A 13,803-nucleotide genomic window follows, 5' to 3' on the forward strand; every position below is an offset into this window, starting at 1 on the left:
AAGGCATCGTTCGCGCCCCAGGAATGACGGATACCTTTCACGATCGCGGAAAGGTCAACTGCGTTCACCCAAAGGCTCCAGCACAAGCTGATGCTCACGCTGCCCAGGCAACAACGGCGTCGCCCGCCCGCGTACCCAGTCTTCGTGCCCAGAGCCATGAAATGGCGACAAGGGATGTCCGCTTTGTCCACCAGGCATTTCCAGGTAGCTGCGGTCCTCATGCCCTGGTGAAATCCCGAACCGCTCCGAAGCACCGAACGCCGGTGCCTGTACGCGCGGCATATCGGTGTCACCCGGCAGCGGTTCGGACGGCATGTCGAGGAAACGGGCAAGCCAGTGAGGCAGCGCGGCGGAAAGCGGATGCGCGATATGCGCCGTGTTCGTCTCGCCCCAGCGTCGTGCTGCGAGGCCCCCGGTTTGCTTGCCCAGGTCGTCGGCCGTCTTGCGTGCAGCGTTGAGCAGCAGGTCGTTCCAGTCTTTCCAGCGTGGATCGAGAAGGTTCATCGGCTTCTTCTGAAGCATCTCCCATATGGCGGCTTCCGCCACGACGGCACGCGGCCAGCTGAAATCAGGGAAGCGGGCTCTGGTTTTCGCGATGAACGGCGCAAGCACGGCTTCGCGCACGTTCTGGCGGAAGGTGCGCACGAGACGGTAATCGATGCTGTCGATGTCGGCACGGCCGCCCCACATGGCGGTAAGCTGCTTCAGCGAAGCGAACTCGTCCGAATCATCCTTCGCCAGCACATCCTGCAACAGCGCCTGCCAACGGGTGAGGAACACGGCGCGATCATCCGTCTGGATAGCAAGCATGTCCGCGGGTGCGAACCGATCCTTCGCACGCAGATCGTCGCGGATCTGCCGGGCGCGTGCGCCGAGGTCGTGGCCGCCATTGCCGAGCAGGGCAAGTGCATCGCCGCCGACGGTGCGGTTGTTGGCCGTCCAGAGGCGGTGATCGTCCGGATCGACAAGGCGTGGGTAGCGATCAGCAGTGGCGATGCCCTGCCATGTACCGTCGGGGGCACCGCGCAACGGAATCGTGTTGCCGATGATGGTCCAGCCGATGTGGCCATCGCTGTCGCCAGCGACGAGGTTTTGCGGAGGCATGCCTGCTGAAGGCGCGACATCCAGCGCTTCCTTCAGGTTGGCAGCGTGTTCCAGCCCCATGATGCCGAGATTGAATGCGCGGGGCTCATGCGCGATCCACGCGAGTGCCAGCGGTGTGCCGTCGGTATCCGGTGCCACCAGAGGCCCCCAGCAGGTGTCTTCCACTTTCAGCTGCACCGGCGCGCCACCCGCGACCTCGATCGTTTCGTCGTGCACTTCGAAGGGCAGTGTCCCGTCGGACGTGCGATAACGCGCCGGATCGGTCGGGTCGCGTTCGACACGCACGAAATCCATCCAGCGGCCATAGCTGTTGGTGAATGCCCAGGCCACCTGTCCGTTCGAACCGGCTACCAGCGCAGGCGTGCCCGGCAGCGTCACGCCATTCAGGTCCCGGACGCCGCCCGGTGCGCCGGGATCGGGGTAGCGCAGGCGTGCGCGATACCAGATATCCGGCACGCGAAGGCCCAGGTGCATATCGTTGGCGACCAGCGCGTGCCCATCGGTGGTGAGTGCCCCACCTACCGCAAAGCTGTTGCTGCCTGGGAATTCGGGCAGCGGCGCGGGGGCGATGGCGGCAACGGTGGCCTTGCTGCGCAGATCGAAGCTCGTGGCGTCAGGTAGCGTTACATCAGGCGATAGGCTTGCATCGAGCGGCGCTTCCCACTGCGGGTCCGGGGCGAGCAGGGCATCGGCGAGCGCAGGGGGCAGGGCTGCCCGGAGCCGGCGGATCTCGCGTTCGCGCTGGTTCGTACCGTCTTCGTTGAGGTCGAGGTACATGGCACCCAGCACCAGCAGGGTGTCTTCCCCCTTCCACGGGCGAGGTGCCTGGCGCAGCAGCAGGTACTCCCAGGGCCGGACACGCAGCGCACCGAGTCCTGTGTTGACGCCATCACGATAGGCGTCCGCCAGCTCGCGCTGATCGGCCGGAAGCATGGCATAGGCACGTTCCGCGACCGCACGCATGCGGTGCACGCGATGGCCCGTGTCGACTTCAAGCGCGGCCTTGCCTACCAGGGCCGACAACTCGCCGGCCGCGACGCGGCGCATGAGGTCCATCTGGAAGAAACGATCCTGCGCGTGCGCGTAGCCGAGTGCCCAGGCTACGTCACGGCGGTTGTGACCCTCTACGGTCAAGGTGCCGAGTTCGTCGCGATCGAGCGTTACGGGGGCGGATGGGCCCGTGACGATGATCTTGCCGTCCAGGCGGGCAAGGCTTCCCGAAAGCAGGTACCAGCCGGCCCCTCCTGCCAGGCCGATCAACACGAGGAGGGCGATCAGCAGGCGGGAGAGGACGCGGCGAGTTTTCATGGTTTCCTGGGGAAGACGGCGATGATGCCCGCGTAGGGCTTGGTCATGAAGGCAGGGGCTCCAGCGTAGCCGGCGGCTGGCGTATAGGCTTGGGAAATCGTGCCATCGAGGAACAGCGCGTCGCGACAGCCGATCTGGTCGCGGAACAGCCGGGCAAAGGAGTGGAAGTTCACCGGGGCGCGACTGACCGCGAAGACGACTTCGTGCGATGTGCGTGCGCAGACGCCGCTGCGCCATTTCATGCTGTCGGAACCGTCGTCGAACTGGGTGTTGATTTCACCATCCACGACCAGCATGGGTCCGGACTGCGTCGCCCAGCGCGGCTTGCGTGCCGCCGCGCGGAAGGCCTCGCTGGTGCGCACTTCCGCACTGCCGTCGTCGTACACGGCGAAGACGCCGTTGGGCAGCAGGGAGAAATTGCCCGAGCGTGGATTGCCGTGCGCCAGGTTGAGCGGAACGAGGGTCTTGCCGTCCTCCACGTACAGCCCTAGCGGACGGAAGTCGCGGTCGTAGATGCCGGCATTGGTGGCGAAGGTGAGGGGACGGCCCTTGCCTTCGGTCCAGGCCTTCAGCGCTTCGATGCCGCCGAAAGGCTGGTCAGTGTCAGGGTTGCGCCAGTGCAGTTCGATGTCTTCGCGGCGGGTATCCACGGTGACGGTGAAATACGACTGGCTGTCGAACACGACATCGCGGCCTTCCACGGCATCGGCCGGGCCGGAGCAGGCGGTGGCCAGGCCCGCGAGGGCGGTGACCATGGAAAGTCGTGCGAGAAAACGGGTCATGCGAAGGGAGTACCGGCGGTGCATCCCCCGGATGTTCGCCGGGCCACCCCGCAGGTGCAAGGCCCTGGGGGCTGCCGATCGCCTGAACGGCGTAAACTCCGGGGTTTTTCCCCAGCCCTGCCATCGCCATGCCCTATACGCCCATCGTCGCCACCCTCGGCTACGTGCTGTCGCCGGACGGCCAGCGCGTCCTCATGGTCCACCGTAACGCCCGCAAGGACGACCAGCACCTGGGCAAGTACAACGGCCTGGGCGGCAAGATGGAGCCGGGCGAGGACATCGCCGCCTGCATGCGGCGCGAGATCCGGGAAGAGGCCGGTATCGAGTGCGTGGAGATGCGCCTGCGCGGCACGCTGAACTGGCCGGGGTTCGGAAAGAACGGAGAAGACTGGCTGGGCTTCATCTTCGCCATCACCCGCTTCGAGGGCGAGCCACCGGCATCGAATGCCGAGGGCAACCTGGAATGGGTGCCCGTGAATGGGCTGGATGCGTTGCCGATGTGGGAGGGCGACCGGAACTTCCTGCCGCTGGTGTTCGACGACGACCCACGGCCGTTCCATGGTGTGATGCCGTACAAGGACGGCCGCATGGTGTCGTGGAGCTATACCCGCCTCTGAGCCGCCATTGTAGGAGCGCGCCTTGCGCGCGACCGGACTGTGCGACATATCCGGTCGCGCGCAAGGCGCGCTCCTACAAAAAATCGCTTAGCCTGTGGTTTCGATGCGCTCCACGCGGCGCAGGCCGCGGGGGAGCACGTTGCCACGGGTGGCGCGGCTGCCGCCGTATTCCACCAGGTCGGCCCACTTCAGGGTGAGCTTGCGCTGGCCGGCGTAGAGCGTGACTTCGCCCTTGCCCTCGGCAACCACGGCGATACCGACCACGCGCTCCTCGCCCGAGGCCAGCTTGGCCTTGGGGATCTCGATGAGCTTGTTGCCCTTGCCCTTGTCGAGCTCGGGCAGCTCGGCCACCGAGAACATCAGCAGGTGACCTTCACCCGTGACCACGACGATGCGGTCACGCGACGGATCGGCCGTGACGGCCGGCGCGAGCACGCGGGCACCGTCGCTGAGCGAGATGATCTGCTTGCCGGCCTTCTGGCGGCCGGTAAGCGCCTCGAAGCGGGTGACGAAGCCGTAGCCGAAGTCGGTGGCGAGCACGATGCGGGTGTCGTTCTCGGCGGCCACCACGGCATCGAAGCGCGCACCGGCCGGCGGGCTGAAGCGGCCCGTGAGTGGTTCACCGTTGCCGCGTGCCGACGGCAGCGTATGCGCCGCCGTGGCATAGGCGCGGCCAGTGGAGTCGATGAAGGCCACCTGTTGCGTCGTACGGGCGCGGGCGATCGCCAGCATGCTGTCGCCGTCGCGGTAGGACAGGGCTTCGCCGTCGATCTCGTGGCCCTTGCCTGCGCGCACCCAGCCCTTCTGTGACAGCACCACGGTGACCGGTTCGGAAGCGACCAGCGCGCTCTCGTCCAGCGCCTGCGCAGCACTGCGCTCGATCAGGGGCGAGCGACGCTCGTCGCCGAACTTCTCGGCGTCGGCGCGCAGTTCTTCCTTGATGAGGCCCTTCAGCTTGGCCGGCGACTTCAGCAGCACGTTGATGCGCGCGCGCTCTTCCTCGAGCTTGTCGCGCTCTTCGGTGATCTTCATTTCCTCAAGGCGCGCCAGCTGGCGCAGCTTGGTCTCGAGGATGTAGTCGGCCTGTTCCTCGTCGAGACGGAAGCGCGCGATCAGCACGGGCTTCGGTTCGTCCTCGGTGCGGACGATGCGGATCACCTCGTCGAGGTTGAGGTAGGCGATGCGCAACGCTTCGAGCAGGTGCAGGCGGCGCTCGACACGACCCAGGCGATGATTGAGGCGGCGGGTGACGGTATCGGTGCGGAAACGCAGCCACTCGGTGAGGATGGTGCGGAGGTCCTTGACCTGCGGACGGCCATCCAGGCCGATCATGTTGAGGTTGACGCGGAAGCTCTTCTCCAGGTCCGTCGTGGCGAAGAGGTGCTGCATCATTTCCTCGACGTCCACGCGGTTGGAGCGCGGCACCAGCACGAGGCGGATGGGGTTCTCGTGGTCGGATTCGTCGCGCAGGTCTTCGATCATCGGCAGTTTCTTCGCGCGCATCTGCGCGGCGATCTGCTCGAGGATCTTCGAGGGCGATACCTGGTGCGGCAGCGCGGTGATCACGATGTTGCCGTCGTCGCGCTCGTAGATGGCGCGTGCGCGCACCGAGCCGGTGCCGTTCTGGTACATCGCGGCCAGCTCGCGGCGGGGCGTGATGATCTCGGCCTTGGTCGGGTAATCCGGGCCCTGCACGTGCTCGCACAGGTCGGCGATGGTGGCGTCCGGATCGTCGAGCAGGCGGATGCAGGCGCTGGCGACTTCGCGCAGGTTGTGCGGCGGGATGTCGGTGGCCATGCCCACGGCGATGCCCATGGAGCCGTTCAGCAGCACATGGGGCACGCGGGCCGGCAGCCAGGAAGGTTCTTCCATGGTGCCGTCGAAGTTCGGAACCCAGTCGGTGGTGCCGTGGCCCAGCTCGGAGAGCAGGAGCTCGGCGATGGGGGTCAGGCGCGACTCGGTGTAGCGCATGGCCGCGAAGCTCTTCGGGTCGTCCGGCGAGCCGAAGTTGCCGTGACCGTCCACCAGCGGGTAGCGGTAGGAGAACGGCTGCGCCATGAGCACCATGGCCTCGTAGCAGGCCGAGTCGCCATGGGGGTGGAACTTGCCGATGACGTCGCCGATGGTACGGGCGGATTTCTTCGGCTTGGCGGTGGCGGCGAGGCTCAGCTCGCTCATGGCGTACACGATGCGGCGCTGGACCGGCTTCAGGCCGTCGCCCACGAAGGGCAGGGCGCGGTCGAGCACCACGTACATGGAGTAGTCGAGATAGGCCCGCTCGGCGTAGTCCTTGAGCGGGATCTGTTCGTAATTGGCTTGCAGATTCATCGGGTTAGCTGTCCTTCTGGCGCGCCTGGGCGCGTCCTTAGCCGGAGGATGGTGCCAGAAAGGTGTCTCAGGGGTGTAGACCGGGGTGGGGGATTTTGCATATTTCCGGTGCCCCGGTACCCGTATAGCCCATTCGTCCGGATGACGACCGGGCCATGCGGCACCGTGCCGGGCACCCCATGATGGACGGACATCCTTAGGAACGAGGTAGTTATGGATCGTCGTCCTGCGCTTGCCCTGCTTGCCCTCGTCGCCGTCAGCGGCACCGCAGCCGCTGCGGAGTCATCCCCCGAAGCAGCGGTGTCCCGCTATCTCAAGGCCGAACGCGATTTCGACGTGACGGCACTGAATGCAGTCCTTGCCCCGGGTTTCGTCGAGGTATCCCCGCGTGGCCAGGTCGACGAGCACGATGCCGTGCTGTCCTTCTACGCACCCGAAAAGAAAATGCAGGCACCCCCGTCCTCCGTGAGCGCGCTCAAAGCCCGCACGTCGGGCGATGTATCCGCAGTGACGGGCGAGATCGTCTTTACCCTCGCCCCGGGGCGCGAGATGCGCTTGTCTCTCGGTGCCACCGCCGTGCGTTCGGCGGATGGCTGGCGCCTGCTTTCGGCGCAGTACACCGGCGTTCCCCCATCGCCCCCGGTAGCGCCCGCTCCGCCGAAAGCTCCGGTACCGCCGAAGCCTCCGGTCTCGGGCTGATCGCTCAGAGCGTGAAATCGACAGCCACGGGGAAATGGTCGGACGGGTAGCGGCCGTCCTTCGAGGTGGTCACCGTGGTGGCGGACTTCGCTTCCACGCCACGGTAAAGCACCCAGTCGATGCGCTTGTCGGTCTTGCCGGTGAAGTTGTGGAAGGTCGCGTCCGGTCCGTCATGGGTGGGCGCGGCGATCCATGCGTCCTTGAGGGTCTTCGTCAGCAGGGCATGCGCCTCGCTGTCGGGGCCTGTATTGAAGTCACCGGTGATGACCACGGGCACGCCCTGCGGCAGCTTGCTGATCCATGCGGCGATCTCGCGTGCACTGCGCGTGCGGGCGTCTTCATCCTGGTCGCGATAGGGAAAGTGCGTATCCAGCAGGTAGAAGCGCTTGTGGTCGGCGATGCGTTCGAACAGCGCCCAGTTCACCATGCGGGGGAAGATATTGCCCCAGGTGATGCTGGCCACTTTGTCCGGGGTGTCGGACAGCCAGAAATCGCCCGATTCGATCACCTTCAGGCGATCCTTCCGGTAGAAGATGCCCATGTGTTCGTCCTTGTGGCCGCCGTAGCGATCGCGGCCGAACCAGGTGTATCCCGGCAGGCGGGCCACCGTGTCGTCGCCCTGGGCCTGGCCCAGTTCCTGGGTGCCGATCACGTCGGGGTCGATGCGGCGGATCGTGTCGGCGAACAGGTCGCGGCGCATTTCCCAGCGATTGGGGCCGTCGGGACCGGTGATGGTGCGGACGTTGAAGCTCATCACCTTGAGGTCGGCGGCCGCGACGGGCAGCGCCAGCGTGGCGAGGGCGGCGAGGGCCAGGGATCGGAAGCGGATCATGGCGGGTCTCCTTTGGGTCAGCTTCCGACTATAGCGGTGTAACCGCGTTACATCGCCGCAGGCCCCAGGTGGGCGATTGGGGCAGAATAGGCCGTTTCCTGCGCCTATCCGGAGCCCTCATGACCGACCGAGACGACGCTGCCCCCACGCGCCGTACCAATGGCCGCCGTACCGCGCTCGCCATCGTGGCGCTGGCCTTCATCGCTTCGGCAACCACGGCCATCCTGGCTTTCACGGCGTCGGAGCGGGCGAAGAAGAGCGACGCCGCCAACCTGGCCGCCGATTCAGCCGATCTGCACAGTGTCGTCGCCGACTGGCATTTCCAGCGCCAGGTGTCGATCAATACGGCCACGCTCGAAAGCCGCCTCGCAGCCCTGGGCGCGTGGAAGCCAAGAACGCCCTGTGGTGTGCAGGCAAGAGACCATCTCAGTGCGGCGATGAAGCAAGACATGGCGGTTCCAGCGGGTGACACTCGCCCCTCTGCTTCCGCCGATCTCAAGGCGGTCCTCGATAAATCACTGCAGGAATGCGAGGCCTCGCGGGGCCGCGACGTCACCATCTGATCCCATGTCCAGCCATCCTTTCAGGCAGGTCGACGTTTTCAGCGACCGTCCCATGTCCGGCAACCCCCTCGCCGTAGTTCATGATGCCGATGGACTCGACGACGGCATCATGCAGGCCTTCGCGCGCTGGACCAACCTCAGCGAGTCGGTCTTCCTGCAATCGCCTCGTGATGCCAGGGCCGACTATCGCCTGAGGATCTTCAGCCAGCGCGGGGAAATGCAGTTCGCCGGTCATCCCACCCTGGGCGGATGCCACGCATGGCTGGAGGCCGGCGGCCGCTCTAAAGGGGGCGACGTGCTGCAGGAGTGCGGCATCGGCCTGGTCCGTATCCGGAACGAGGCAGGGGTCCTGTCGTTCCTGGCGCCTCCGCTGCTCCGCGACGAGATCTTGAGCGAAGCCGAATGCCTGCGTATCGCCTATGGCCTGGGAGTGTCCCGTCCCGACGTCGTGGCGGCCCGCTGGGTGGATAACGGCGCCGGCTGGCGCGCCGTACTGTTACGTGAAGGCGTCTACCTGGACGGCCTCTCGCCCGATCCCGTGGCCCTGGCTGAGATGAAACTGGGCGTGATCGCGCCGAGCGCCGGGCACCCTGGCGCACTGTTCGACGTGCGTGCCTTCGTCTTCGACGGTGGCGTGCTGGAAGACCCGGCCACCGGCAGCCTCAACGCCGGCATTGCCACCTGGTTCGCGCGTGAAGGCCTGGCGCCGGCGACCTATTCCATCGCGCAAGGCACGGCCATCGGCCGCGACGCCCGTCTTCACGTACTGCGCGACGGCCACCATATCTGGCTGGGCGGCCATACCGTGACGGCCATCCAGGGCAGCGTGGCACTGGGCCTGCCGTAGGGGGAAAACCTGCTCTTCGCGTTCTACCGGATATGGGCGTGCCGTGCCCGTCATATCCGATGGGAGCACGAATGGTTTCGCACGCAACATTGCCGATTCCGCACACGCACCGAAAGTGGGGTACTCTCGCTGAAAAGAGGCTTTCGGGGGCACGGTATCGCAGCATGGGGCGGAGTTCGATCGATGGCGGGCAGCCAGCAGAAAGCTCGGTCGAAACGATAAGTTTCGAACGTTTCGTACGTGAGCAGCGTAATCCGCTGCTCGGATTCCTGCGCCGGCGGGTATCGTCCGAGGAAGACGCCCAGGACATCGCGCAGGAGAGCCTGGCCAGGCTCATCCGCTATCGCGATCACGCGCCGGAAACCTGGAGCGCCTTGCTCTACCGGATCGCCATCAACGCCCTGAACGACCGGGCCAGGCGAGCCCAGACACACCATCTCACCGATCACGTCAGTCTCGACGAGAACGTGCACGCGCTGGCCTCTTCGGAGCAGGCGCACGAGCATCGGCTCGACACCCACAGGGAGCTGGCGCGCGTGCAGCAGGCGTTGTTGCGCCTTCCGCCGCGTTGCCGCGACATCTACCTGCTCAACCGCATCGACGGCATGAGCTATCCCGAAATCGCCACCCATTGCGGCATCTCGGTAAAGGCGGTGGAAAAGCAGATCGGCAAGGCACTTGCCCTGCTGCGCAAGCAGCTGGGCGAACTGGACGCCGGAAGGAACTGAGCATGACGCACGATTTCCATTCCCTGCCGGAGACGGCCGAGGCCTGGGTGGCCCGGCTGGCATCGCCGCGATGTAGCGTGAAGGATCGCGAGGCATTCTCGCGCTGGCTGCAGGAAGAACCCGGCCGCGATGCTGCCTTCGTGGAAGCGTCGCGACTGCACGACGCCGTCTTGTCCCTGCGCAACGATGCGTTGCTGCGGGCATCCAGCCGGCAGGCCCGTGAACGCACGGCCCGCGGACGTCGCCAGCGCCAGTGGCTGCGTGTCGTTGCACCGACGGCGCTGGCGGCAAGCCTGCTGCTCTGGCTTGGTTTCACGGTGGTTCCGCGCATGCTTGCCGAGCGGCCTGTCGCCCGGGTAGAGCGCATGCTCGGTGCACCGGATCGCATCGTACCCACCGCACTTCCCGATGGCACGAAGGTGGTAATGGACGCCGGTTCGGCCATGTCACTGCGCTTCGATGACGACCATCGCGTCGTCACCGTGGAGCGCGGACGGGTGGAGTTCGTCGTGGCCCATACCGGCGTGCCTTTCGAAGTGCATGCAGGTACTCATGTGATCCACGATATAGGTACCACCTTCCAGGTAAGCGACATTGAGGGCGCCGTTACCATCGGGTTGCTCGAAGGCGCCGTGTCGATCGACCGGGCTTCGTGGAGCGGTACGCGCGCGCTCTCGCCCAACCAGCAGATCCGCTTTGCCGCCGATGGCAGCACGGATGGCGTGACACCGCTGGATGCCGAGTCCGCACGCGGCTGGACGCGTGGCGAACTGGTCTTCCGGCAACACCGGCTGGACGAACTGCTGACCGAAATGAATCGCTATTCCGAGACCAAGGTACGCCTGGGCGACCGCAGCCTCGGTGCGGTGGAAGTCAGCGGAAGCTTTCATGCCGGTGACCAGCAGGCCCTGGTCAGGGCGCTCGAGGCAGGATGGTCGCTCAGGGTCGAGCGGCGGGGGACGAACGAACTGGTGCTGTATCCGGACGACGGCACGGTGAAGACGCACTGAGGAACCACCCACTGAACGCATCGCCGCCGAAAGGCACGAGCTAGCCGTATGCGCGCCGGGGGGCCGCGGATCGGCAGATACGGAAGAGCGGCATTCGGCTTGCTCATGGCGTTGTGCTGTGCGCGCAGTCTGGCCGTGGCCGCACCTGCGGACGTCAACTACCAGATCGCAGCAGGATCGCTCGATGACGTGTTGCGGGCACTCGCCCGCCAGGGCAACGTGCAACTGCTTTACGACGCAGCGCTCACATCGCTGAAGCACAGTGATGGCGTCCATGGCATGCACGAGACCGGCGATGCGTTGAAGGAAGTACTCCGTGGCAGCGGTCTGAAGGCCGTTGTGGTGGACGGCAAGACCTTTGTGTTGCGCAAGCTGCCGCCACCGCCGCCACCTGTTGAAAAGCCCTTGCATCGTATCGAGGCGCTGCCAGCCGCGACACGCCTGCTCCCGGTGGAGGTCACGGGTTCGCATATCCGCAGGACGGATGTCGAAACGGCATCGCCCATGACGGTGATCGATCGCGAGCAGATCGAGCACAGCGGCTACCAGACCCTGTATGACCTTTTGCGCGCGCAACCGGGCATCCGCGTGAGCAACTCGCCGGTGAGCACCACCGATGGCGCGGTCTACCAGAACAACGGCCTTTCCGGTGCGAGCGGTGCCGCTGCCGTGGACCTGCGCGGCCTGGGTTCGGCCGCCACGCTGTTCCTGATCGACGGGCAGCGCATGGCGGGCTATGGCCTGGCGCAGGATGATTTCAGCGTCGTCAACGACCTGAACAGCATTCCGCTGGCCCTGGTCGAACGCGTGGATATCCTGCGCGATGGTGCATCGGCCATCTACGGCTCCGATGCCATGGCCGGTGTCATCAACGTGGTGCTGCGAAAGAATGCCAGCGGTGCCACGCTCGACGGCAGCTATGGCTGGTCGGATCGTGGCGATGCACGCCAGCGACGGGGAACGGCGACCTTCGGCGGTTCGCTGGGCAATGACGGGCACGCCATGTTGAGTGTCGATTATCTCCAGCGCGATCCTTTGCTGGGCAGAGACCGTTCCTGGGCGGCCCTCACGAAAGGCCCGGCGGAAGGTGGGCGAAGCACGCCATCGGACGATAATTTCTTCCTCGACAACGCGCGGATCCTGTTCATGCCCGCGGACTGCGCGCCGGCCAAGCGCAGTCGCCTTGGTGTCTGCCTTGACGATGGTGCGGGTGTCACCAGCCTGCAGGGTGCCCTCAACAGCCGTTCGGTGATGGCCCGCCTCGATCATAGCTTCGGCAGCGTGGAGGCCTATGCGGACCTGCGCTGGACGCGCGTGGAACAGGAACAGCAGTCTGCTCCGGTGAAACAGAGCCTTCTGCTTCCCGTAGGTCATCCCGACAACAAGAGCCAGGATGACCTCGCCGTCTACGACTACTCGTTCAATGACCTGGGGCCGGTGCGGGACAACACCGTGTCGATCAGCCGCTTCCTCACCCTTGGCGCACGTGGCGCCTGGGGAGACGGGGAATGGGACGTGCATGTCAACGAACAGCACAACGACAGTTCCGACGTGCTGATGGGCCTGCTTCGCGCCGATACGCTGGCGCAGGCCGTGCAGATGGGTTCGTTCCATATCAACACCGTCAATACGACCCAGGTGCGTAACGCCATCTCACCCGTGCTCCATCGACGCGCGGAAACGACCCAGAACGGGATAAGCGGGCATGCGTCGCATCCCGTGGGCGAGCTTCCGGGCGGTACCGCCACGGTGGCGGTCGGCGTGGAGGCCTATCGCGACCGGCTGCATGACATCCCGGACCCGTTGATCCTCAGCAACCGGATTTTCCAGTTCCAGACGCCGTCGATCCGCAGCGAGAACCGCTGGAGCACGGCGGCGTATGTCGAATCGTTCCTGCCGGTGGCGCACCGCCTGGATGCGGACATCGCCTGGCGCTTCGACCGCAGCCAGGGCTACGGTCATGCCTGGTCGCCGAAACTGGGCCTGGTCTGGAAGGCGCTCGATGGCCTCAGCATCCGTGGTACCTGGGCCCGCGGCTACCGGGCTCCGAGCCTTTTGCAGCTGAGCCGGCCGACATCGCTTGCCTCGGCCGGTTTCCTCACCCAGGTGCCCAAAGGGGTGCTTCCCTGCGCGGAAGAGGCCTATGTCGACCGCTACAGCAGCTATTGCGAGCTACGCCTCAACTCCGTCAACAACCCCCAGCTACGGCCTGAGACGTCGAAGAGCTACACGCTGGGCGTGGTCTGGGCGCCCAGCGACGATGCCAGCATCACACTGGATTACTTCCGCATCCGCCGCGACAACGAGATCAACGTACTACCGATCACCTACGTGCTGATGCATCCACGGCGTTACCCACGCCTGTTCGAGCGCAACGCGGCAGGCGAGCTCGTGGCCCTGGACCAGCAGCTGGCCAACCTGGGCAAGACCGATGCCCGCGTGATCGACCTGGAAACCCGCTTCCGGATCGACACGACACGGTTGGGCCGTTTCGACATCCATGCCGATGCCAACTACCTGAAGCGCCTGGACCGCACCATCGTGGATGGCATGCCGGTGGAGCACTACGCGGGATATGCCTCCCAGCCCCGCTGGACCGCATTGCTGGGCGTGGACTGGCGCTATCGCGACTGGACCACCACCACCAACGTCCGCTACACGGGGTCGTATCGCTACGAGACCTCGTCCGGCAGCTTCCAGACCTGCCCTGTCTACCTGGCCGCTGCAGGCAAGTGCACCACGCCCGCCTTCGTGCTGGTGGATCTCAACCTGGCCTATGCGGGCATCCGGAACTGGACCATCGCATTCAACGTCCACAACCTTCTCGACCATTCGCCGGAGTACTACGGGTCGCCTGGCACGGCGTACAACCCGCTTTTCGACGACGTGGTGGGGCGGGCCTACCAGCTCAGCTTCACCTTGCGATTGCGCTGATTGTATCCGGGGGTAGGGGGGTGGGGCCCCGGTGCGTTATCAATAGTGTGC

At 65.6% G+C, this 13,803-nt stretch carries 11 protein-coding genes; 7 read left to right on the forward strand and 4 right to left on the reverse strand.

Going from position 1 to position 13,803, the window contains the following annotated elements:
• Positions 1–54: 54 nt before the first annotated feature.
• Together KR767_RS12420 and KR767_RS12425 are read right to left on the reverse strand one after the other, a co-directional pair.
• Positions 55–2,412 (reverse strand): penicillin acylase family protein, encoded by a 2,358-nt coding sequence (locus KR767_RS12420; RefSeq protein ID WP_250876529.1) that lies wholly within the window; start codon positions 2,410–2,412, stop codon positions 55–57.
• Positions 2,409–3,194 carry a phosphodiester glycosidase family protein gene (locus KR767_RS12425; protein ID WP_250876530.1) on the reverse strand — a complete coding sequence of 262 codons (786 nt, stop codon included), beginning with the start codon at positions 3,192–3,194 and terminating at the stop codon, positions 2,409–2,411. The genes KR767_RS12420 and KR767_RS12425 overlap by 4 nt, the downstream gene beginning before the upstream one ends.
• A gap of 128 nt (positions 3,195–3,322) precedes the next feature.
• Between KR767_RS12425 and KR767_RS12430 the strand changes: the two genes are divergently transcribed.
• Positions 3,323–3,811 (forward strand): NUDIX hydrolase, encoded by a 489-nt coding sequence (locus KR767_RS12430; protein WP_166947876.1) that lies wholly within the window; start codon positions 3,323–3,325, stop codon positions 3,809–3,811.
• Positions 3,812–3,898: 87 nt separating this feature from the next.
• Here the strand turns inward: KR767_RS12430 and parC are convergent, their stop codons facing one another.
• A complete protein-coding gene (gene parC, locus KR767_RS12435; protein WP_250876531.1) occupies positions 3,899–6,139 on the reverse strand; it encodes a DNA topoisomerase IV subunit A in 2,241 nt (746 codons plus the stop codon).
• A gap of 213 nt (positions 6,140–6,352) precedes the next feature.
• Here parC and KR767_RS12440 point away from each other — a divergent pair, with 213 nt between their 5' ends.
• The gene (locus tag KR767_RS12440) at positions 6,353–6,838 is read left to right on the forward strand and encodes a nuclear transport factor 2 family protein (protein ID WP_250876532.1); all 486 of its coding nucleotides are present in this window, start codon (positions 6,353–6,355) and stop codon (positions 6,836–6,838) included.
• Between the two features lie 4 nt (positions 6,839–6,842).
• Here KR767_RS12440 and KR767_RS12445 read toward each other — a convergent pair whose 3' ends face one another.
• The gene (locus KR767_RS12445; protein WP_250876533.1) at positions 6,843–7,670 is read right to left on the reverse strand and encodes an endonuclease/exonuclease/phosphatase family protein; all 828 of its coding nucleotides are present in this window, start codon (positions 7,668–7,670) and stop codon (positions 6,843–6,845) included.
• 119 nt (positions 7,671–7,789) lie between these two features.
• On the opposite strand from KR767_RS12445, the gene KR767_RS12450 reads away from it, so the two are divergent.
• From KR767_RS12450 to KR767_RS12470, 5 genes are all read left to right on the forward strand, one after another.
• A complete protein-coding gene (locus KR767_RS12450; RefSeq protein WP_250876534.1) occupies positions 7,790–8,233 on the forward strand; it encodes a hypothetical protein in 444 nt (147 codons plus the stop codon).
• A gap of 52 nt (positions 8,234–8,285) precedes the next feature.
• Positions 8,286–9,080 carry a PhzF family phenazine biosynthesis protein gene (locus KR767_RS12455; protein ID WP_250876535.1) on the forward strand — a complete coding sequence of 265 codons (795 nt, stop codon included), beginning with the start codon at positions 8,286–8,288 and terminating at the stop codon, positions 9,078–9,080.
• A gap of 164 nt (positions 9,081–9,244) precedes the next feature.
• Positions 9,245–9,808 carry an RNA polymerase sigma factor gene (locus tag KR767_RS12460; RefSeq protein WP_166947886.1) on the forward strand — a complete coding sequence of 188 codons (564 nt, stop codon included), beginning with the start codon at positions 9,245–9,247 and terminating at the stop codon, positions 9,806–9,808.
• A gap of 2 nt (positions 9,809–9,810) precedes the next feature.
• The gene (locus KR767_RS12465; RefSeq protein ID WP_250876536.1) at positions 9,811–10,818 is read left to right on the forward strand and encodes a FecR family protein; all 1,008 of its coding nucleotides are present in this window, start codon (positions 9,811–9,813) and stop codon (positions 10,816–10,818) included.
• 135 nt (positions 10,819–10,953) lie between these two features.
• Positions 10,954–13,752: a TonB-dependent receptor gene (locus KR767_RS12470; protein ID WP_250876537.1), complete on the forward strand. Its 2,799-nt coding sequence runs from the start codon at positions 10,954–10,956 to the stop codon at positions 13,750–13,752.
• The last annotated feature ends 51 nt before the right edge of the window (positions 13,753–13,803 follow it).

This window comes from Luteibacter anthropi (assembly GCF_023699965.1).
Classification (GTDB): domain Bacteria; phylum Pseudomonadota; class Gammaproteobacteria; order Xanthomonadales; family Rhodanobacteraceae; genus Luteibacter; species Luteibacter anthropi.